At 62.1% G+C, this 21,088-nt stretch carries 20 protein-coding genes; 12 read left to right on the top strand and 8 right to left on the bottom strand.

The window, feature by feature from the left end:
• Nucleotides 1-37: 37 nt before the first annotated feature.
• Nucleotides 38-2,782: an aconitate hydratase AcnA gene (gene acnA / locus JOE33_RS22675; protein WP_010426862.1), complete on the bottom strand. Its 2,745-nt coding sequence runs from the start codon at nucleotides 2,780-2,782 to the stop codon at nucleotides 38-40.
• Between the two features lie 192 nt (nucleotides 2,783-2,974).
• On the opposite strand from acnA, the gene rlmM reads away from it, so the two are divergent.
• On the top strand, nucleotides 2,975-4,048 hold the full coding sequence (rlmM, locus tag JOE33_RS22680; RefSeq protein ID WP_010426861.1) for a 23S rRNA (cytidine(2498)-2'-O)-methyltransferase RlmM: 1,074 nt from the start codon (nucleotides 2,975-2,977) through the stop codon (nucleotides 4,046-4,048).
• A 942-nt stretch (nucleotides 4,049-4,990) separates the two neighbouring features.
• Here the strand turns inward: rlmM and JOE33_RS22685 are convergent.
• The 5 genes from JOE33_RS22685 to JOE33_RS22705 all read right to left on the bottom strand — a co-directional run bounded on the left by JOE33_RS22685 (nucleotide 4,991) and on the right by JOE33_RS22705 (nucleotide 10,254).
• Nucleotides 4,991-6,451 carry an aldehyde dehydrogenase family protein gene (locus JOE33_RS22685; protein WP_010436205.1) on the bottom strand — a complete coding sequence of 487 codons (1,461 nt, stop codon included), beginning with the start codon at nucleotides 6,449-6,451 and terminating at the stop codon, nucleotides 4,991-4,993.
• A 184-nt stretch (nucleotides 6,452-6,635) separates the two neighbouring features.
• Nucleotides 6,636-7,493: a GNAT family N-acetyltransferase gene (locus tag JOE33_RS22690; RefSeq protein ID WP_096130571.1), complete on the bottom strand. Its 858-nt coding sequence runs from the start codon at nucleotides 7,491-7,493 to the stop codon at nucleotides 6,636-6,638.
• Between the two features lie 38 nt (nucleotides 7,494-7,531).
• Nucleotides 7,532-8,716, bottom strand: coding sequence for an FAD-binding oxidoreductase (locus tag JOE33_RS22695; protein ID WP_187625431.1), 1,185 nt, complete (start codon nucleotides 8,714-8,716; stop codon nucleotides 7,532-7,534).
• Nucleotides 8,717-8,735: 19 nt separating this feature from the next.
• The gene (locus JOE33_RS22700) at nucleotides 8,736-9,128 is read right to left on the bottom strand and encodes a RidA family protein (RefSeq protein WP_010436198.1); all 393 of its coding nucleotides are present in this window, start codon (nucleotides 9,126-9,128) and stop codon (nucleotides 8,736-8,738) included.
• Nucleotides 9,118-10,254, bottom strand: coding sequence for a DSD1 family PLP-dependent enzyme (locus tag JOE33_RS22705; RefSeq protein ID WP_010436195.1), 1,137 nt, complete (start codon nucleotides 10,252-10,254; stop codon nucleotides 9,118-9,120). The genes JOE33_RS22700 and JOE33_RS22705 overlap by 11 nt, the downstream gene beginning before the upstream one ends.
• Before the next feature lie 96 nt (nucleotides 10,255-10,350).
• Between JOE33_RS22705 and JOE33_RS22710 the strand changes: the two genes are divergently transcribed.
• A complete protein-coding gene (locus tag JOE33_RS22710) occupies nucleotides 10,351-11,235 on the top strand; it encodes a LysR family transcriptional regulator (protein ID WP_010436192.1) in 885 nt (294 codons plus the stop codon).
• Between the two features lie 110 nt (nucleotides 11,236-11,345).
• Nucleotides 11,346-11,948: a recombination mediator RecR gene (recR, locus tag JOE33_RS22715; protein ID WP_004408165.1), complete on the top strand. Its 603-nt coding sequence runs from the start codon at nucleotides 11,346-11,348 to the stop codon at nucleotides 11,946-11,948.
• Between the two features lie 21 nt (nucleotides 11,949-11,969).
• On the opposite strand, the gene JOE33_RS22720 is transcribed toward recR, so the two are convergent.
• Nucleotides 11,970-12,293: an EscU/YscU/HrcU family type III secretion system export apparatus switch protein gene (locus JOE33_RS22720; RefSeq protein ID WP_010436185.1), complete on the bottom strand. Its 324-nt coding sequence runs from the start codon at nucleotides 12,291-12,293 to the stop codon at nucleotides 11,970-11,972.
• Nucleotides 12,293-13,918 (bottom strand): flagellar hook-length control protein FliK, encoded by a 1,626-nt coding sequence (locus JOE33_RS22725; protein WP_187625430.1) that lies wholly within the window; start codon nucleotides 13,916-13,918, stop codon nucleotides 12,293-12,295. Before JOE33_RS22725 ends, JOE33_RS22720 begins: the two co-directional genes overlap by 1 nt.
• 189 nt (nucleotides 13,919-14,107) lie before the next feature.
• Between JOE33_RS22725 and ccmA the strand changes: the two genes are divergently transcribed.
• The 9 genes from ccmA to ccmI are packed head-to-tail and all read left to right on the top strand — an operon-like array spanning nucleotide 14,108 to nucleotide 21,079.
• Complete coding sequence (ccmA, locus tag JOE33_RS22730) at nucleotides 14,108-14,749, top strand: cytochrome c biogenesis heme-transporting ATPase CcmA (RefSeq protein WP_187625429.1); 642 nt, start codon at nucleotides 14,108-14,110, stop codon at nucleotides 14,747-14,749.
• The gene (gene ccmB, locus JOE33_RS22735; RefSeq protein ID WP_024649320.1) at nucleotides 14,746-15,417 is read left to right on the top strand and encodes a heme exporter protein CcmB; all 672 of its coding nucleotides are present in this window, start codon (nucleotides 14,746-14,748) and stop codon (nucleotides 15,415-15,417) included. The genes ccmA and ccmB overlap by 4 nt, the downstream gene beginning before the upstream one ends.
• A 54-nt stretch (nucleotides 15,418-15,471) precedes the next feature.
• Nucleotides 15,472-16,275, top strand: a complete 804-nt coding sequence (locus JOE33_RS22740) for a heme ABC transporter permease (RefSeq protein WP_187625428.1) — start codon at nucleotides 15,472-15,474, stop codon at nucleotides 16,273-16,275.
• Complete coding sequence (ccmD, locus tag JOE33_RS22745; protein WP_010436173.1) at nucleotides 16,272-16,448, top strand: heme exporter protein CcmD; 177 nt, start codon at nucleotides 16,272-16,274, stop codon at nucleotides 16,446-16,448. Before JOE33_RS22740 ends, ccmD begins: the two co-directional genes overlap by 4 nt.
• Nucleotides 16,445-16,912 (top strand): cytochrome c maturation protein CcmE, encoded by a 468-nt coding sequence (gene ccmE, locus JOE33_RS22750; protein ID WP_187625427.1) that lies wholly within the window; start codon nucleotides 16,445-16,447, stop codon nucleotides 16,910-16,912. The genes ccmD and ccmE overlap by 4 nt, the downstream gene beginning before the upstream one ends.
• A 3-nt stretch (nucleotides 16,913-16,915) precedes the next feature.
• Complete coding sequence (locus JOE33_RS22755; RefSeq protein WP_187625426.1) at nucleotides 16,916-18,889, top strand: heme lyase CcmF/NrfE family subunit; 1,974 nt, start codon at nucleotides 16,916-16,918, stop codon at nucleotides 18,887-18,889.
• Nucleotides 18,886-19,422, top strand: a complete 537-nt coding sequence (locus JOE33_RS22760) for a DsbE family thiol:disulfide interchange protein (RefSeq protein WP_122694465.1) — start codon at nucleotides 18,886-18,888, stop codon at nucleotides 19,420-19,422. Before JOE33_RS22755 ends, JOE33_RS22760 begins: the two co-directional genes overlap by 4 nt.
• Nucleotides 19,419-19,889, top strand: a complete 471-nt coding sequence (locus JOE33_RS22765; RefSeq protein WP_122694464.1) for a cytochrome c-type biogenesis protein — start codon at nucleotides 19,419-19,421, stop codon at nucleotides 19,887-19,889. The genes JOE33_RS22760 and JOE33_RS22765 overlap by 4 nt, the downstream gene beginning before the upstream one ends.
• Nucleotides 19,886-21,079: a c-type cytochrome biogenesis protein CcmI gene (gene ccmI / locus JOE33_RS22770; RefSeq protein ID WP_187625425.1), complete on the top strand. Its 1,194-nt coding sequence runs from the start codon at nucleotides 19,886-19,888 to the stop codon at nucleotides 21,077-21,079. The genes JOE33_RS22765 and ccmI overlap by 4 nt, the downstream gene beginning before the upstream one ends.
• The last annotated feature ends 9 nt before the right edge of the window (nucleotides 21,080-21,088 follow it).

Genomic DNA, 21,088 nt, shown 5'->3' on the forward strand with positions numbered 1-21,088 from the left:
GACCCTGAAACAGGGTGCAGGCCGCATTCAGGGGGTATCAGGACGCGATCAGCTGGCGCAGCACGTAATGCAGAATGCCGCCCGACTTGAAGTATTCCACTTCATTAAGCGTATCGATGCGGCACAGCACGTCGACGGTTTCCTTGCTGCCGTCTTCGCGTTCGATATGCAGGGTCAGGCTCATGCCCGGCTGCACGTCTGCGTTGGTCAGCCCGGTGATCTTCAGCGTCTCCTTGCCGGTCAGGCCAAGGGTCTTGCGCGTCTGGCCGTTCTTGAACTGCAATGGCAGCACGCCCATGCCCACCAGGTTCGAGCGGTGAATCCGTTCGAAGCTTTCGGCGATGACCGCTTTGACACCCAGCAGGTTGGTACCTTTGGCAGCCCAGTCACGGCTTGAACCCGTGCCGTATTCCAGACCGGCAATGATTACCAGTGGCGTCCCCTCTGTCTGATAACGCATGGCCGCGTCGTAGATCGCCAGCTTCTCGCCGGAGGGCACATGCACCGTGTTGCCACCTTCTTCGCCGCCGAGCATTTCGTTGCGGATGCGGATATTGGCAAAGGTCCCGCGCATCATCACTTCATGGTTGCCACGGCGCGAACCGTAAGAGTTGAAGTCCTGATACTTGACGCCTTTCTCCTGAAGGTAGCGCCCGGCAGGGCTGTCGGCCTTGATATTACCGGCAGGGGAGATATGGTCGGTGGTTACCGAGTCGCCCAGCAGGGCCAGAATGCGCGCGTTTTCCACGTCTTCGATAACCGGCAGCGGACCGTCGATGCCGTCGAAGAATGGCGGGTGCTGAATGTAGGTGGAATCATCCTGCCAGACGTAGGTGGCCGCCTGCGGCACCTCGATCGCTTGCCATTGCTCGTCACCGGCAAAGACTTCGGCGTATTCCTTGTGGAACATGCCGGTGTTGACGCTGGCCACGGCGTCGGCGATTTCCTGCTGACTCGGCCAGATATCGCGCAGGTAAACCGGCTTGCCGTCCGAGCCTTCGCCCAGCGGTTCGCTGCTGATGTCGATGCGTACCGAGCCTGCCAGTGCATAGGCAACCACCAGGGGCGGCGATGCCAGCCAGTTGGTCTTGACCAGTGGATGGACGCGGCCCTCGAAGTTACGGTTGCCCGACAGCACCGACGCGACGGTCAGGTCGGACTGCTGAATGGCTTTCTCGATAGGCTCCAGCAGCGGACCGGAGTTGCCGATGCAGGTGGTGCAGCCGTAACCGACCAGATCGAAGCCCAGGGCATCAAGGTATTGGGTCAGACCTGCTGCGTTGTAATAATCGGTCACCACTTTGGAACCGGGTGCCAACGAGCTTTTCACCCACGGCTTGCGTTTCAGGCCTTTCTCGACGGCTTTTTTCGCGACCAGCCCGGCTGCCATCATGACGCTGGGGTTGGAGGTGTTGGTGCAGGACGTGATCGCCGCGATCACCACGGCGCCGTCCTTCAGGTGATAGGTCTGGCCGTCGTATTCATACTGGGTTTCGCCACTGACCTGGGCCTCGTTGCCCACCGCGACACCGCCGCCGCCTTCGCTCTCCAGGCGACCTTCATCGACCTTGGCAGGTTTGACCTGCAGACCGAGAAAATCGCTGAAGGCCTTGGACACATTCGGCAGTGCTACACGATCCTGAGGGCGCTTGGGGCCAGCAAGGCTGGCTTCGACCGTGCTCATGTCCAGTTCCAGGCTGTCGGTGAACACCGGTTCCTGGCCTGCCAGACGCCATAGACCCTGAGCCTTGCAATAGGCCTCGACCAGCTTGACGGTTTCGTCGGGGCGGCCCGACAGACGCAGGTAGTCCAGCGTTACGTCATCGACCGGGAAGAAACCACAGGTCGCGCCATATTCGGGTGCCATGTTGGCAATGGTGGCGCGGTCGGCCAGCGGCAGATCGGCCAGGCCGTCACCGTAGAACTCGACAAACTTGCCGACCACGCCTTTCTTGCGCAGCATCTGGGTAACGGTGAGCACCAGATCGGTGGCGGTGATGCCTTCCTTCAATTTGCCGGTCAGCCGGAAACCGATCACTTCCGGGATCAGCATCGACACCGGCTGGCCGAGCATCGCCGCTTCGGCTTCGATACCGCCCACGCCCCAGCCCAGTACGCCCAGGCCATTGATCATCGTGGTATGCGAGTCGGTACCGACCAGAGTGTCGGGGAACGCGTAGGTGCGGCCGTCCTCTTCCTTGGTCCATACTGTGCGACCCAGGTATTCGAGGTTCACCTGATGGCAAATGCCTGTGCCGGGCGGCACCACGCTGAAGTTATCGAAAGCGCTCTGGCCCCAGCGCAGGAACGCGTAGCGCTCACCGTTGCGCTGCATCTCGATATCGACGTTCTCGCCGAAGGCTTCGGCGTTGCCAAACTTGTCGACCATCACCGAGTGGTCGATCACCAGGTCCACTGGGGAAAGGGGATTGATCCGCTGCGGATCGCCGCCGGCCTTGGCCACGGCCGCGCGCATGGCAGCCAGATCGACCACCGCCGGTACGCCGGTGAAGTCCTGCATCAGGACGCGGGCAGGGCGGTACTGGATTTCCCGGTCCGAACGACGCTCGGTCAACCAGTCGGCAAGGGCCTTGAGGTCGTTGCCGGTTACCGTCTTGTTGTCTTCCCAGCGCAGCAGGTTTTCCAGCAGCACCTTGAGTGACATGGGCAGCTTGTCCAGATCGCCCAGTGATCGTGCGGCTTCCGGCAGGCTGAAGTAGTGGTAGGTCTTGTTATCGATTTCGAGGGTTTTCAGGCTTTTCAGGCTATCGAGGGAGGGCATGAATGTCTCCTTTGAGGAATGTTCTCCGAACATCGGTTCACGGGCTCCATGTGCATCAGGTCGGGAGCGCCGCATCAGGCTTCAAGTTCTGTGGACTGTTCGGCCGCACCAGTGGTTCCTGGATTGGGCTATCATGCGCGGCTTTCAAGTCTGCGGGGTTACGCCCGAGTGCCCACTGCCCAGGAGTAACCCATGAATACACTGTTTATGCACTGCCGACCCGGTTTTGAGGGCGAAGTCTGCTCGGAAATAGCCGATCACGCCGCGCGCCTGGACGTGGCCGGGTATGCCAAGGCCCGTCCCGACACGGCCTGCGCCGAATTCATTTGCACCGAGGCGGAGGGTGCCGAACGGTTGATGAACGGTCAGCGCTTCGACAAGCTGATCTTTCCCCGGCAGTGGGCACGGGGGCTGTTTCTCGAGTTGCCGGAAACCGATCGCATCAGCGTGATTCTGGCGCAGCTGGCGGCGTTCCCGACCTGCGGCAGTCTGTGGCTGGAGGTCGTGGATACCAACGACGGCAAGGAACTGTCGAATTTCTGCAAGAAGTTCGAGGCGCCGCTGCGCAAGGCCCTGACTCAGGCAGGCAGACTGGTGGATGACCCGCGCAAGCCGCGTCTGCTGCTGACCTTCAAGAGTGGTCGCGAGGTGTTTCTCGGTCTGGCCGACGCGGACAACTCCGCCATGTGGCCCATGGGCATTCCGCGCCTCAAGTTTCCCCGCGAGGCACCAAGCCGTTCGACCTTGAAGCTTGAAGAGGCGTGGCACCACTTCATTCCCAGAGACCAGTGGGACGAGCGCCTTTCCGGGGACATGACCGGCGTGGACCTGGGGGCCGCACCGGGCGGCTGGACGTATCAACTGGTGCGCCGCGGCATGCTGGTGACCGCCATCGATAACGGGCCGATGGCGGAAAGCCTGATGGACACCGGGCTGGTGCAGCATTTGATGGCGGACGGCTTTACCTACAAGCCTCGACAGCCCGTGGACTGGATGGTCTGCGACATCGTCGAAAAGCCTGCACGCAATGCGGCGCTGCTGGAAACCTGGCTGGGCGAAGGCCTGTGCCGCGAAGCGGTGGTCAACCTCAAGTTGCCGATGAAACAGCGCTACGCTGAAGTACGCCGACTGCTCGACCGCATCGAAGAGGGCTTTCAGGCGCGCGGGGTACGGGTGGCCATTGGCTGCAAACAGCTCTACCACGACCGCGAAGAAGTCACCTGCCACCTGCGCAGGCTGGACGTGGCCAAAGCGGCGAGGAAGTGATTTCTTACTATAAAAACACCTCTGCTATCGTGCCAATGCTCCGCGTTGGCATGTCTTTCGTGACGCTCTGCGTCACATCCGTGCTGCTGGTTGTGCGTAGTTAGTGCTCTAAAGTGCTTTTCAACCGCGATGGCACTGACGACGCAGAGTGCGACGTAAGTGACGGCTGAGTCCTGGCGCTGATCCGGGGGTAGCCTGGCAGGACGCCAGGCTAGCCGCATCGGGCCATGGATGGCCCGTTGCGGCGACCCCCGGATCAGTGACAGGGCGAAGGAACCCGACGAAGTCGGGCCGGAAACGGAGCTTGGGGCTTTGCCTACTTTGGCCCCATCAAAGTAGGTCGCCGAGGGGCGAAAAGGTGACTTGAGTCGAACCTCAATCAACCTGAAATCGCAAAGCCGCTGTGTGACGCAGAGCGTCACGAACTGCATTCCCACGCGGAGCGTGAGGAACGATAGTCATCAGCCTCTCAGCTATGCTTCTAAAACGCTTTTCAACCACGATGGCACTGACGACGCAGAGTGCGACGTAAGTGACGGCTGAGTCCTGGCGCTGATCCGGGGGTAGCCTGGCAGGACGCCAGGCTAGCCGCACCGGGCCATGGATGGCCCGTTGCGGCGACCCCCGGATCAGTGACAGGGCGAAGGAACCCGACGAAGTCGGGCCGGAAACGGAGCTTGGGGCTTTGCCTACTTTGGCCCCATCAAAGTAGGTCGCCGAGGGGCGAAAAGGTGACCTGAGTCGAGCCCCAATCCACCTGATATCGCAAAACTGCTGTGTGACGCGGAGCGTTACGAACTGCGTGCCGACGCAGAGCGTCGGCACGATAATCATGTCGCAGAACCGCTGTATGACGCGGAGCGTCACGAAATGCATTCCCACGCGGAGCGTTGGAACGATCCTCACGATCAGCTAAGAATTAGCGCGTAGCACAACCCCCACTCAACCAAACCCCACAATAGCCTTGATCTCCAGATACTCTTCGAACCCCTGCACGCCGTACTCGCGACCGTTGCCCGAACGCTTGTAGCCGCCAAACGGAGCCATCGGGTTCCAGGCGGGGTAGTTCAAATGTACTTGCCCGGCACGAATGCGCGAAGCGACCGAGCGCGCCAGGTCAAGGTCCTGCCCCTGGACATGCGCGCCCAGGCCATAGACCGTATCGTTGGCAATTGCGATGGCTTCCTCGACCGTGTCGTAGCCAATCAGGCACAGCACCGGGCCGAAAATCTCTTCCCGGGCGATACGCATGGACGAGTCCACCTCGGAAAACACAGTTGGCCGGGTATAGAAGCCTTGCTCATGGCCCTGCACTCGTCCCGGCCCGCCGCAGATCAGCTTCGCGCCTTCGCTCAGTCCGGCCTCGATCATCGCCTGGACACGATGAAACTGTGCCTCGTTGGCGATAGGGCCCAATACCGTCTCCTCCAGCTGCGGATCACCCACAACGATTGCCGCGGCCGTTTCGGCAGCCAGCGCTTCGACTTCCGCCAGTCGGTTCCTGGGCACGATCATTCGTGTTGGCGCGCTGCATGACTGACCCACATTGCGGAACGCGGCCATCACGCCGGGCGGCACGGCTTTGGCGAAGTCGGCGTCGGGCAGGAGGATATTCGGCGATTTGCCGCCCAGTTCCTGAGTCACTCGTTTAACCGTCGGTGCGGCGGCCTGCGCCACCAATGCGCCTGCCCGGTTGGAACCGGTGATCGAGATCATGTCGATATCAGGGTGGGCCGCCATCGCGCCGCCGACTTCGGGGCCACTGCCATTGACCAGATTGAACACTCCCGGCGGCAGACCGGCGTCATGCACCAGTTGCGCGAACAGCAGCGCGCTCAAGGGCGACAGTTCGCTGGGCTTGAGCACCACGGTACAGCCAGCCGCGATAGCCGGGGCGACTTTGGCGGTGATTTGATACAGCGGCCAGTTCCACGGCGTGATCAGCCCGCACACACCGATGGGCTCGCGTTCGATCGCGGTGCCGCCTTCGACGGTGTGAAAGTGATAGGTCGCCAGCAGGTCACGTGCGACACGCACGTGTTCTGCGGCCAGCGGCACCTGCATGGCCCGCGCCGAACTGATGGATGCGCCCATCTCCAGCGAGATCGCCTGCGCCAGTTGTTCCTTGCGCTCGAGAATGAGCGCATGGATCCGGCCGATGACCTGTGCCCGGGCCTGTGGCGAGGTGCCAGACCAGCCCGCAAAGGCTGCCCGCGCTGCCGCGACCGCACGGTCGACATCGGCGGCCGAGCCACTGGCGACATGCGCCACGACTTCTTCGGTCGCAGGGTTGATCACCGCAATACTGACCGGGTCGAGCGGGGCGGACCAACGACCATCGATATAGAGTTTCAGCGCGGTGTCCGGATCAACGTGATGGCTGTTCAAGGACTTTGAGGTCATCCAGCGGGCTCCCTGGAGCAATAATGGTCAAGGCCAGGCCCTTTGCTGCCAGGCCGTTCTATACCCATAAGCTAACAAAGCAGTCTGGATAAAAAGCGCCGATCTGCCGGGTTGCAAAGAATAATCTGCTGTATGCAACCCGCTAACATGGCGGACCTGTTTCGGCGGTTTATCCGTACTGTTTTCAGCCGATTGCCTGAGTCACCAGTGCGAATTGCTGCACATCCGGGTTCGAGGCAGGTGGCGTCCCGAGCACCATGCGCGGTGCCCTGTCGACACACGGCAGACCCAGGCTTTCGAGCCACGGTGCCAACCCGCAGTCGGCCAGAATGTCGAAGCGCACGAACATGCCGGGTATCTGTTGCAGCAGGTGTTCAATCAATCGTTGTGCCTGATCTGCATCACCGGCAACCACCGGGCCGATGATATGACCGCGCCCGAAGCGGCGCAGCAGGGCGATGCCTTGCAACTGGCCTGAGTGTTCAATCCCGACCGCCTGTTCTGCGTCGTGCAACAGATCAGTCAACACGGCAGTACGATCCAGGCCGCTGCCCGCGTTGGCCAGCCGGATCAGTTCTGCATGGTCGGTCACGCCCAGCGTACGAATCGGCAAGTCGTCTTTCGGTGTCGCCAGACCTGACAGGTCAGCAATGCCCTGGTGCTGCTGGATGCGTGCGAAGTCGACGAAACCCAGGCTCTGATAAAGCGGCGCGCCCAGTTCCGTGGCGTTGAGGATTGGCGTGCGCGGCGCCGTCGCGTCGAGACACAGCTTCATCAGACAGCGGCCGATGCCTTTGCCCTGATGATCATCGCGGACGATCACCAGCCCGATCGAGGACCAGTCGCCTTGATGGCAGGTAAACGCCACGCCTACCAGCTGGCCATCATGCTCGGCGACAAAACCCTCGGAAGTACGTTGCACCATCGCCCAGTCCTGTTCGCGGTGTGGCCACTTGAGGTTCACTGAAAGTGCATGGGCTGCCGGGATATCCGCCGCAGTCACCGGGCGATAGCGGTATTGAGCGTTTGAGGTTGCAGGCATGGCGCCTCCGTTGCGATGGGGTGGTTGGGCGATTTGGCTCATATCAACTTTCCGGCGCTCATCAGGCTGGACGTGAACGGCATTTCGATGGCCGTCGGGTCGGTGAAGCGGCGAATGTCGAACGGGCTGATCAGCGTGCGCGTGCTGCCGGTGCTGATCAGCTCGGCCATGACGTCACCGACGCCGGGGCCCAGCTGAAAGCCGTGGCCGCAGAAGCCAAATGCGTAGAACAGGCCGTCGACTTTGCCGCTGCGGCCCATGATCGGCAACGAGTCCGGCGTGTAACTCTCGATGCCGCTCCAGACGCGGATGATGTTCAGCTTTTCTGCGCCCGGTAACAGGCGTTTCATCTGTCTCATCTGGTTGATCAGGCTCTCCGGCTTGAAGTAGGCGCGGCGGTTGAGCATGTCCGGTTTATTGCGATTGCCGCCTCCGATGATGATGTTGCCGCGTGGGATCTGCCGGAAATAGATCACTTCTTCCTTGATCTTGGTAAACACTCCGATCACCGTCGGCAGCGCGTACGGCACCGGTTCTGTCACCGACATCTGCGGTCCGTTGGGCTCAAGAGGGACAGACTCGCCGAACTGTTCGGCGAGCCTGGCGCCCCAGGCACCGGCAGTGATGAGCAACTGTTCGGCGGCGAATAGCTGGCCATCGGCGGTGGTGACCTGAAACTCTCCGCCGACCTTCTGTACCTCGGTCACCTCAGTGCGTTCTTCGATTCTTGCACCCGCACGAATCGCCGCGCGGGCGAATGCGGGGGCTGCCAGGCGTGGGTTGGCGTGCCCGTCATGAGGCGCATAGGAACCGCCTTTGACTTGTGCACCGAGAAACGGAAAACGGTCGTGCAGTGCCTTGCCGGAAAGGATCTGCAAGTCCAGCTCGCGGGCTTCCGGGGCGGCGGCATAGGCCTCCAGTTCGGCGATTTCATCTTCGCGATAGCAAACGCGCATATGCCCGCTGGGAATGAATTCCAGGTCTTCGCCGATCAGCTCCGGCAGGCGCTTCCACAATGCCCAGGAGCGATTGGACAGTTCCAGTTGGCCGAGAAACCGTCCCTGACGACGCACGTTGCCGAAATTCACGCCGCTGGCGTATTGGCCGATCTGGTCACGCTCCAGCAGGGTGACCGAGCGGCCGTGTTGACGCAGAAAAAATGCGGAGGACGCGCCCATGAAGCCGCCGCCGATAATCAGGACATCGCTTTTTTGTGGGGTCATGAGGGGCTCCCGGTCATGTTCATTGGCTGCAACGCGCCAGGGCTTCGATCTCGATCAGGTAGCCGTGGTGCAATTCCGGGACCGGCACCACCGCACGCGCAGGGCGATGCTCGCCCAGATAGCCAGCGTAGATGCGGTCGAAGGCTGGCCAGTGCTGGACGCCGGCGATGTAGATGGTCACTTTCAGCAGGTCATGCGTGCTGCATCCCGCTGCTTCAAGAATGGCCAGCAGATTGTCCAGCGCGACGGCAGCCTGGACCTCGAACGGCTCGCCGACGCTGTGACTGCCATCAGCGCGCACCGGCAGTTGTCCGGAGACATGCAGCGTGCCTTGATGCAGCATCGCCTGAGAATAATGCCCGCCGGGTGCTGCAGCCAGGGGCGTACTGATCGGTTTCATCTCACCAGCCATGCAGGCGACTCCAGGTTTGGATTGCGCCTTCGCTGTCGCAGGCGTGGTAGTCCGGGAATTGCGCGCCGGTGGCACAGGCGTGGTTGGGCAGAATGCGCAGTCGGCTGCCGATGGGAAAACGCTCGCTGATGTCGGCCTCGCTGCCCGCAGCAAGCGTGATGATGCCGTGCTCCTGATTGGCACCGGTAACCCGTGCACCGTCGATCCACTCGCCGGTTTCACTGCACACCTGGCCGTAGCCGAAATCCTCGCGCTGGCGCTGGGTGCCACGGTCGCGGCTCATGGCCATCCAGCCTGCGTCAACGATGATCCAGCCCTTGTCCTGCTGATGGCCGATGACCGTGGTCAACACGCTCAGGGCCAGTTCATCCGCCCGGCATACGCCGATGTTGTGCATCACCAGATCGAAGAACACATACACCCCGGCGCGAACTTCGGTCACGCCGTGCAGGCTCTGCGCCGACAGTGCCGTCGGGGTCGAACCGATGCTGACATCCGCACAGGGCAGTCCTGCCTGACGAATCCGCTCGGCGGCGCTGACGCAGAGCCTGCGTTCCTGTTCGGCGAGGGCTTGCAGTGCTGCGGGTGTGTCGAGGTCATAACTGGACCCGGCATGAGTCATTACCCCGCGCAGTTGCATGCCGCCGTCGACCAGCGTTCTCGCGACCTCGATGAGCGAGGGATCGTCGACAGTCAGGCCGGAGCGATGGCCGTCGCAGTCGATTTCAATCCAGACGTCGAAACGTTCGTCATGTGCCTGGCCGAAGACCACAATCGCCCGGGCAGCCGCCACGCTGTCGGTGAGGATACTCAGGCGGCATCCCTTGCGCCGCAGTCTGAGTGCCTGCTCCAGCTTGCCGGGTGCAATGGCGACGGCATAGAACACATCGTCGATGCCCTCGGCAAAGCAATGCTCGGCCTCTTTCAGCGTCGACACCGTGACGCCGCTGGCGCCTGCTGCAATCTGCGCCTGGATGACCGGCAGGCATTTGCTGGTCTTGACGTGCGGACGCAAGCGCACGCCCAGTTCGTTCATGCGTTGTTGCATGCGCTGGATATTGTGCTGCATGCGCGACACATCGAGCAGCGCGACGGGCGTATCGAGAGAGGACAGGGAGGCTGACATGGAAAGCGCTCGTGTGACTGGGTACGACCGTCACTCTACGCAGCGATGATGAAGCTGTGGTTCAATGCGTGATCATCAATCCTTAAGCTGAAGTGAATGATCGCTATCGAAGACCTGCGTCTGGCCGTGACCCTGTCGCGCTGCGAATCGCTCAGTGCTGCCGCCAGAATCCTCAATGTCTCGCCGCCCGCGCTGTCGATGCGCTTGCGCAAACTGGAGACGCAACTGGGCATCACCCTGGCCAACCGCGATGCCAGACGCCTGAGTCTGACGGCCGATGGCGAGCGTTTCGCACGCGAAAGCGCACAGTTGCTGGAGCAGTTGGAGGCGCTCCCGGAGTCCTTCAAGCAGCGTGATGAGCGGCTGGTGGGCACGCTGCGCCTGGCAGCGCCATTCGGTTATGGACGCCAGCGCATTGCGCCGCTGCTGGCGCGCTTCTCCAGGCTGCACCCGCAGTTGTGTCTGCACCTGGACCTGCGCGAAACGCCCTGGCCGGACCGTCACGACAGCGATGCGGTGATCCACATCGGCAGCCTCAATGACAGCCTGTGGATCGCCAGGCCTCTGGCGCAGAATCATCGCTGGCTGTGCGCCAGCCCGGCGTATATCGAGCAGCATGGTGCGCCCTCGACGCCCGACCAGTTGGCCGGCCATCGCTGCATCTGCATCCGCGAAAACGACGAAGACGTCACCCTCTGGCATCTGAGCAAGGGTCAGACGAAAAAGACTCTGCGCATCGAGCCCGCGCTGCTCAGCAACGACGGCTCGGTGGCTCGGCGCTGGGCCGAGCAGGGGCTGGGCATCGTGTTGCGCTCGCAGTGGGATGTCAGCGATGCCATTGCCAGTGGCAGGCTGGTGAGGGTGCTTGCCGATTGGCAGCTGGCCAGTGCGCCGATCAACCTGCTGGTGCCCGTGCGCAAGCATCGCAGTGCACGGGTACAGGCGTTGACCGAGTTTCTCGAGACAGCCCTGAAAGCCTGATTCGGCAAAGCACCGGCACGCTGTTGGTCGCTGGGTTGAACACCTTAATTGACGCTCACGGCAACGCGCGGGTATAAACCGCGTCTTGTGTTTTTGTCGGATTTTTCTCCATGAGCTTCAGCCCTCTGATTCGCCAGTTGATCGATGCCTTCCGCGTGCTGCCGGGTGTCGGTCAGAAAACCGCTCAGCGCATGGCGTTGCAGTTGCTGGAGCGTGACCGCAGCGGCGGTTCGCGGCTGGCGCAGGCACTGGGGCAGGCGATGGACGGCGTAGGTCACTGCCGCTCGTGCCGCACGCTGACCGAAGAGGAGCTCTGCCCGCAATGCGCGGATCCGCGCCGTGACGACACACTGCTGTGCGTGGTCGAAGGCCCGACGGATGTCTATGCGGTGGAGCAGACCGGCTACCGCGGTCGTTACTTCGTGCTCAAGGGCCATCTGTCGCCACTCGACGGTCTGGGGCCGGAGGCCATCGGCATTCCGCAGTTGATGGAGCGCATCAGCCAGCAGGGCACTTTCACCGAGGTGATTCTCGCGACCAATCCGACGGTGGAAGGCGAAGCGACGGCGCATTACATCGCCCAGTTGCTCCACGACAAGGGCCTGGTCGCGTCACGCATCGCCCACGGCGTTCCATTGGGTGGCGAGCTGGACCTGGTCGACGGCGGCACCCTGGCGCACTCGTTTGCAGGGCGCAAGCCGATTGCGATGTGATACCGGCCAGCGTTTCTGCTGTCAGTAGCGCGGTGTGATATCGCGCTCGACAGGTGGCGCGTCCGGATCCTGACCCGCCGGAAATTTGCCTTTCAGGTGCCAGGCGAACGCGATGATTTCGGCAATCGTGCGGTACAGCGGCTCGGGAATACTGTCGCCCAGCTCCATGCGTGCCAACAGCTTGACCAGTTCGGCGTTCTCGTAGATCGGCACTTCGTACTCGCGGGCAATGGCCAGAATGGCCTCGGCCAACTGGTCGTCGCCCTTGGCGCTGAGTGTCGGTGCGTGCTGGCCGTCATAGCTGAGGGCGATAGCCTGGCGCGGAGTGTGATCGGGCAGGGTCATCAGGCGTTCTCGTCGATCCAGCGTTGTTCGAGTGCGGTACGCGGACCGCTTGGCGGGGCGCCGTGACTGCAGGCCAGTTCGCCCACCGCCAGGCCACAGGCTATCAACCGTTCGCGCAAATACCCCAGTTCATGTTCGATCAATGCCGCGCTGTCGGGGCGCTCGGCCCATAGCTGGCTGGACAGCGTGCCGCGCAGTAACTGCGCATGCACCTGCAAGGGCCCCAAAGGCTCGAGGTCGAACGCCAGATCGACTTTCCAGAGCTTTTCCCGGGAGTCCTTGATCTCGACATCATCACGGTCTTCGGCCGCTTCCTGATCAGGTGTGTCTTCGCGCTGCACCTTGACCTGCAGGGGCACGATGTCGTGGGCGTTGCGCATTGGCACTTCCAGCTGCCAGGTGGTCACCTGGGTGCCGTCGGCGTTGGTCCGCGTCTGTTCCAGCCCGCCCAGTTGATGGCTTTGCAGGCGTGAGACGGCAGCCGCAGCGAGCTTGAGGAGGATTTCCAGATCATCCTCCTTCTCACCACCGCTGACAGTGCGCGACGGCAACGGAAAAATGCTTGGCTGAGTGCGTGCCGCGACCAGGCCGAGGGTGCCCAGCGCATTGCGAATGGCATTGGGCATCGTGCGCGCGAGGGTATTGGAAGCCGCCGCTGCGCCGTAAGACATGTTGTCCGGCAGGCCGGGAAGGATCTGGGCGATCAGGCGCATCAGGTTGGCCTTCATGTCCGGCATTTGCGCCGGGTTCAAGCCGGCCAGCAGTCTGGCTTCCAGAAACACGCCGCTGGCGTTGAGTGCCTGGGCCACGCCTTTGGGGGTGGTCATCTGCTCGACATCAGGCAGGTCGGCGAGCAACTGGTTGATACTGGCCTGCAATGGGGCGCTGATGGCCGAGCTGTTACTGGTCGGGCTGCCGGACTGCAGGTTTTGCAGGGCGTTGATCAGGGTGTCCAGCGAGCCTTGGCGATTTTGCTGTGCGGACAGTTGCTGCGCCACTGCCAGTTGGTCGAAACGACCGGGCAGGGCAACGAAGTTGAGTGCCTGATTGCCTTGTACCTGAGCGCTCAAGAGACTGCCCACCGTCAGCGGCTGCGGGCTCTCGATGGTCAGGCTGGAACCCGCCAGCGCCGTGTTGAGCAGCATCACGATGGAGCGATAGGCAGGCGTCGCAGCAGTCGGGTTCTGGGCGGCCGGTTGATTGACTGCCTGAGTAATCTCCTGACTGGTCATGACTTTGCCCTGCAGCAGCGTGCCGACCGGTAATTGTCGGGTATCGATGCTGGTCATCGAGTTTTTCAGCGCGCTGTTGAGCTGCTGCAGCGTCAAGGTCAGCTCGTTGGCCGACGCCTGCGCCACTTGCAGCAGGCTGCCGGGCGTGAACGGGACGCTGCTGGTGACCGGCAAATTGGTCAGGCTGCCGTTGGCAAGCACCAGCCTCAGCAGTAACTGGAAGTTCTGATTGACCTGCTTGAGGGTCAGCACTTCGGCGTTGGCGGTTTCGCCTTCGGGGATCAGATTTTCCGCCGATTGCAGCATGGTCAGCACTTGCGCCGGGGAGATGCCGGCGCGCAGCAATGTCATGGTGGCGTTTGTTGCCGGAACGCTGGTGATGTCGCCTGTCATTGAACTATCGACCCAAGGAAATTGCCCCTTTGATAACAGGACTCGCATGTATAATACCGGCCGAAACCGGACCAGCCGCCATTAACTTCTCTTCATGTAACGGCCGTATCAATCCCGACTTGAACCGCGTTTTACTCCGTATGTGTCTGTTTTGGCACATTTCGCGACGCAAAGCACTGGAAACGCCCCATGATCCCAGCCACCCCATTTTTGCAAGCGACGGCTCTGGCGTGTGAGCGGGACGGGCGGATGCTGTTCGAAAACCTCGATATTCAACTGCACGCGGGCGACATGCTGCAGATCAGCGGTCCCAACGGCTGCGGCAAGACCAGCCTGTTGCGCCTGCTCTGCGGGTTGATGCAACCAACGGCCGGGCAGGTACTGCTCGACGCGCAACCAATGGGCCAGCAGCTTGCTGCACCGGGCAGCAAGCTGTTGTGGATCGGTCATGCGCCGGCGCTCAAGGATGTGCTGACGCCGCTGGAAAACCTGTCCTGGCTCAGTGCACTTCACCAGCCGGCCGGTGCCGATGCCATCGCCGCCGCGATCGATGCGGTCGGTCTGGCAGGTTTCGAGGACGTGCCCTGCCACACCTTGTCGGCCGGGCAGCAGCGTCGCGTTGCGCTGGCACGTCTGTATCTGCCGGGCCCGCGACTCTGGTTGCTCGACGAGCCGTTTACCGCGCTCGACCGCCAAGGCATCGAGCAACTGGAAAAACACCTCGCCGGGCACTGTGAGCAAGGCGGCATGATTGTCATGACCACCCACCACAGTCTGAGCCGTCTGCCTGCGGGCTATCAGGACCTCGACCTGGGGCAGTGGTCAGCATGAGCAACGTGTTTGTTCTGCTGATGCTCCGTGAGGTGCGGCTGCTGGCGAGGCGTCCGGCAGAGCTGGCGAACCCGCTGGTGTTCTTTGCGATCGTGGTTGCCCTGTTCCCGCTGGCGCTGGGACCGCAGGCGCAATTGTTGCAAACCTTGTCGCCAGGGCTGGTCTGGGTGGCGGCACTGCTGGCCGTGCTGCTGTCGCTGGACGGGCTGTTGCGTAGTGATTTCGAGGATGGCTCGCTGGAGCAGTGGGTCCTTTCGCCGCACCCGCTGGCCCTTCTGGTGTTGATCAAAGTGCTGGCACACTGGGTTTTTTCCGGGCTGGCACTGGTACTGTTGTCACCCTTGCTGGCCTTGATGCTCGGGCTGCCGGTGCAGTGCCTGCCGGTGTTGATGGTTTCGCTGCTGCTGGGCACTCCGGTGCTCAGCCTGCTGGGGGCACTGGGTGCGGCGTTGACCGTGGGTTTGAAGCGCGGCGGCCTGCTGCTGGCATTGTTGATTCTGCCGCTGTACATCCCGGTACTGATTCTGGGCAGCGGTGCTTTGCAGGCCGCGCTGCAGGGCATGCCGGCGACCGGCTATCTGCTGTGGCTGGGCAGCCTGGCGGCGCTGGCTATCACCCTGACACCCTTTGCGATAGCCGCTGGCCTGAAAATCAGCATCGGCGAATAATTGAGGTTCCGGGATCGAGACTTCGATGCCGGTCAATACCCTGGATGCACCCTGATGAAAAGCAACGCCATGAAAAGCAGCATCCGTTGGGCCTGGCTGCACACCCTCGGCTCACCGAAAGGGTTTTACCGCGTCAGCGCACGCCTGCTGCCCTGGCTGAGTGTTGCCGCCGTGCTGTTGCTGGTCATCGGCATGGTCTGGGGCTTGGCGTTCGCACCGCCGGACTACCAGCAGGGCAACAGTTTCCGGATCATTTATATTCACGTACCTGCCGCGATGCTCGCTCAATCCTGCTACGTCATGCTGGCCGTGTGCGGGTTGGTCGGGCTGGTCTGGAGAATCAAGCTGGCCGATGTCGCACTGCAATGCGCTGCACCCATCGGCGCGTGGATGACCGCGCTGGCGCTGGTGACCGGTGCGATCTGGGGCAAGCCCACTTGGGGGGCATGGTGGGTCTGGGACGCGCGACTGACCTCGATGCTGATTCTGCTGTTCTTGTATTTCGGCCTGATCGCGCTGGGCAATGCCATCAGCAACCGCGACAGCGCCGCCAAGGCCTGCGCGGTGCTGGCCATCGTCGGTGTGGTGAACATTCCGATCATCAAGTATTCGGTCGAGTGGTGGAACACCCTGCACCAGGGTTCGACGTTCAGCCTCACCGAGAAACCCGCCATGCCGGTTGAAATGTGGCTGCCGCTGCTGTTCACCACGCTGGGTTTCTACTGCTTGTTCGGTGTGTTGCTGATGATGCGCATGCGCCTTGAAGTGCTGCGTCGCGAGGCGCGCACGCAGTGGGTCAAGGCCGAGATTCTGCGCTGCCTGGGTCACACGACAGCGCAGTCGGAGAACACGCTTTGAGTTTTGCATCGTTCAGCGATTTTCTTGCCATGGGCCGCCACGGAGTGTTTGTCTGGTCGGCCTACGGCCTGTGCCTTGTAGTGCTGCTGATCAACGTGGCGCTGCCGCTATGGGCACGGCAGCGATTTATGAAACAGCAGGCGCGTCGCCTGAAGCGGGAGAATCGCCCGTGAACCCGCTGCGCAAAAAGCGTCTGTTGATCATTGTGGCGCTGCTGGCCGGTGTCGGTCTGGCCGTGACCCTGGCCCTCAGCGCCTTGCAGGAAAACATCAACCTGTTCTACACCCCCAGTCAGATCGCCAATGGCGAGGCACCACTGGACACGCGGATTCGGGCTGGCGGCATGGTCGAAAAGGGTTCATTGCAGCGTTCGGCTGATTCACTGGACGTGCGTTTCGTGGTCACCGATTTAAACAAGTCGGTGACCATCACCTATCGGGGCATTCTTCCCGATCTGTTTCGTGAAGGGCAGGGCATCGTGGCGCTGGGCAAACTCAATGCACAGGGGGTGGTGGTGGCCGATGAAGTGCTGGCCAAGCATGACGAGAAATACATGCCCCCGGAGGTCACCAAGGCCCTGCGTGACAGCGGTCAGGCGGCACCGGCTGCGTCTCCCACACCCGTCAAACAGGGTTGATCGATGATTCCCGAACTCGGCCATCTGGCCATGATTCTGGCGCTCGGCTTTGCGCTGGTGCAGGCCATCATTCCGCTGATCGGCGCATGGCGCGGCGATCGCTTATGGATGAGCCTTGCCCGTCCGGCAGCCTGGGGCCAGTTCAGCTTTCTGATTTTCGCCTTCGGTTGCCTGACCTATGCATTCATGGTCGACGACTTCTCCGTCGCCTACGTTGCGCAGAACTCCAACACGGCGCTGCCCTGGTACTACAAGTTCAGCGCCGTGTGGGGCGCGCATGAAGGTTCATTGCTGCTCTGGGCCTTGATTCTCGGTGGCTGGACCTTCGCTGTGTCGGTGTTTTCCCGGCAACTGCCCCAGGTGATGCTGGCGCGGGTCCTCGCCGTGATGGGCATGATCAGCCTGGGTTTCCTGTTGTTTCTGATCCTCACCTCCAACCCGTTCGCGCGTCTGTTGCCGCAGATGCCAGCGAATGGACGTGATCTGAACCCGTTGTTGCAGGACATTGGCCTTATCGTGCATCCGCCGATGCTGTACATGGGCTATGTCGGCTTCTCCGTGGCCTTTGCGTTCGCCATCGCCGCCTTGCTCGGCGGCCGCCTCGACGCTGCCTGGGCGCGCTGGTCCAGGCCGTGGACGCTGGTGGCCTGGGCCTTTCTTGGCATCGGTATCAGCCTGGGCTCGTGGTGGGCGTATTACGAGCTGGGCTGGGGTGGCTGGTGGTTCTGGGACCCGGTGGAAAACGCCTCGTTCATGCCCTGGCTGGTCGGCACTGCACTGATTCACTCGCTGGCAGTCACGGAAAAACGTGGTGTGTTCAAGAGCTGGACGGTATTGCTGGCCATTGCTGCGTTTTCACTGAGCCTGCTCGGCACCTTCCTGGTCCGTTCCGGGGTCCTGACTTCCGTGCACGCCTTTGCCTCGGACCCGGCGCGCGGCGTGTTCATCCTGATGTTCCTGCTGGTCGTGGTGGGCGGTTCGCTGACCCTGTTCGCGATTCGCGCACCGGGGGTCAAAAGCCAGGTCGGATTCGGCTTGTGGTCACGGGAAACCCTGCTGCTGGGCAATAACCTGTTGCTGGTGGTTGCCGCGTCCATGATTCTGCTGGGCACCCTTTATCCGCTGGTGATCGATGCCATGAGCGGCGCCAAGATGTCGGTCGGGCCGCCGTACTTCAATACGTTGTTCGTGCCATTGATGGGCCTGTTGCTGGTGGTCATGGCGGTCGGCGTACTGGTGCGCTGGAAGGATACGCCGCTGAAATGGCTGCTCGGCATGCTGGCCCCGGTACTGGTTGGCAGCGTCGTCTTGGCGGTGCTTGCCGGTCTGCTGCTGGGCGATTTCCAGTGGGCGGTGCTGGCGACCCTGATGCTCGCCGCCTGGGTGCTGCTGGCCGGGGTTCGCGACCTGCTCGACAAGACCCGCCACAAGGGTCTGCTCAGCGGCGCACGCGGTCTGACCCGCAGCTATTGGGGCATGCAGCTGGCGCACCTTGGCATTGTCGTGTGTGCGCTGGGCGTGGTGCTGTCGAGCCAGAACAGCGCCGAGCGCGATTTGCGCATGGCTCCCGGCGAGTCCACCGAACTGGGTGGGTATACCTTTGTCTTCGAGGGTGCCCGGCATTATGAAGGGCCGAACTTCACCTCTGATCGGGGCACGGTTCGCGTGTTGCGCGACGGCGTTCAACTGACCGAACTGCACCCGGAGAAGCGCCTCTACATCGTGCAACAGTCGATGATGACCGAAGCGGGCATTGATGCCGGTTTCAGCCGTGACCTGTATGTCGCTCTGGGTGAACCGTTGGGCGATGGTGCGTGGGCCGTTCGGGTTCATGTCAAACCGTTTGTGCGCTGGATCTGGCTCGGCGGCCTGCTGACCGGTCTGGGCGGTGTGCTGGCGGCGCTGGATCGGCGTTATCGCACTCGGGTAAAGAACAAGGTGCGCGAGGCATTGGGTATGTCGGGAGCTGCACAATGAGACGCTGGGTCATGGTGTTGCCACTGGCGCTGTTTCTGGGCGTGGCGGCGTTTTTGTATCGCGGTTTGTATCTGGACCCCGCCGAGCTACCCTCGGCACTGATCGAAAAGCCTTTTCCGGCATTCTTGCTACCGGCGGTGCAGGGCGAGCGGATGTTGAGCCGTGCCGATCTGCTCGGCAAACCTGCGCTGGTCAACGTCTGGGGCACCTGGTGCGTGGCTTGCCGGGTGGAGCATCCGGTGCTCACCCGGCTGGCGCAGCAGGGCGTGCTGATCTACGGCGTGAATTACAAGGACGTCAACGCTGACGCGCTGAAATGGCTCAAGGAATTCCATGATCCTTATCAGTTGAATATTCGTGACAAGGACGGCTCTCTGGGCCTCGACCTGGGGGTGTACGGTGCGCCGGAAACCTTTTTGATCGATGCTCAGGGCGTCATTCGTTACAAACACGTCGGGGTCATCGACGACGCAGTGTGGCGCGAAAAACTTGCGGCGCGTTATCAGCAACTGATTGATGAGGCGCGGCCATGAAGCGCTGCCTGTTGATCGTCCTGCTCAGCGTGCTGTGCGCCGGCATTGCCCACGCGGCCATCGATGCCTATGCCTTTCGCGACGACGCCGAGCGCGCGCGCTACAGCGAACTCACCAGAGAGCTGCGCTGCCCGAAATGCCAGAATCAGGACATCGCCGACTCCAATGCGCCGATTGCCGCTGACTTGCGCAAGGAAATCTACCGCATGCTGGGAGAAGGGCAGAGCAATCAGCAAATCATCGATTTCATGGTCGAACGCTATGGCGATTTCGTTCGCTACAAGCCGAGCCTGACGGCACGCACCTGGCTGCTGTGGTTCGGGCCGGCCGGCCTGCTGGTCGGCGGCCTTGTGGTGATCGGGTTTATCGTTGGCCGCCGCCGCAAGGCGCAATCGGCGCAGGCCGACGGGCTTTCCGACGATGAGAGGCAGCGTCTCGCCACCTTGCTGGATGACCACCGCACATGATCGATTTCTGGATGGCAACCGGACTGTTGCTGGTGGTTGCGCTGAGCTTTCTGCTGATTCCGCTGCTGCGTGGCCATCGCGCGCAACGGGAAGAAGACCGCACGGCTCTCAACGTGGCGTTGTATCAGGAGCGACTGAGCGAGCTGCAGGTTCAGCAGGAGCAGGGCGTGTTGTCGTTGGCGCAACTGCAGGCGGCACGTGCCGAAGCAGCGCGCGAGCTGCTGGCCGACACCGAAGGTGCAGAGCCCGCCCGGACATCGCGTCTGGGCAAGCCCTGGCTGGTGCTGGCCGCGGTGCTGGTGCCGGTATTGGGGCTGGCAGGCTATCTCGAGCTGGGTGCCAGTGACCGGGTTGAATTGAGTCGCGAATTCGCTCGACCCCCGACCTCGCTGGCAGACATGACCCGGCGTCTGGAGCGTAGTGTGCAGGCTCAGCCGGATTCAGCCGAAAACCTGTATTTTCTGGCGCGCAGCTATATGGCACAGAACCGCCCGGGTGATGCCGCGCAGATGTTCGAGCGTTCAGTGGCGCTGGCCGGAAGGCAGCCCGAATTGCTCGGGCAGTGGGCCCAGGCGCTGTACTTCGCCAGCGACAAGCATTTCACGCCACAGGTGCAGGTGCTGACCGACGAAGCGCTGCAGGCTGACCCCAGGGAAGTCACCAGCCTTGGTCTGCTCGGGATTGCCGCGTTCGAAACACAGCGCTATCAGGCGGCGGTGGATTACTGGACCCGGCTGCTCGCGGCACTGCCCGCAGATGACGCATCGCGTTCGGCACTGGAAGGCGGTATTGCCCGCGCCAGAGAAAACCTCGCCAAACGCGCTGCAGACGTTGCGCCTGCGGTGAAAGCGAAGTCGATAAGAATTCATGTCGAGCTGGCTCCTGCGCTTCAGGGCAAAGTAAGGCCGAGCGACAGCGTGTTCATCTTCGCCCGCGCCATCAAGGGGCCGGCGGCCCCCCTGGCGGTCAAACGCATTACCGTGGCGGACCTGCCTGCCAACGTGGAACTGAGCGATTCCGACGCGATGATGCCGCAACTGAACCTGTCGAACTTTGCGCAAGTCCAACTGGTTGCGCGAGTGTCTCGCGCAGGGCAGCCAACCACCGGTGAGTGGGTCGGCCGCAGTCAGCCACTGGCCAGTGATTCCGGGGTTCAGCAGGCATTGATCATCGACAGTCCGGATAACTAGAGAATTCGC

The organism is Pseudomonas sp. PvP027, assembly GCF_017833005.1.
In the GTDB taxonomy this organism is placed as follows: Bacteria; Pseudomonadota; Gammaproteobacteria; order Pseudomonadales; family Pseudomonadaceae; genus Aquipseudomonas; species Aquipseudomonas congelans.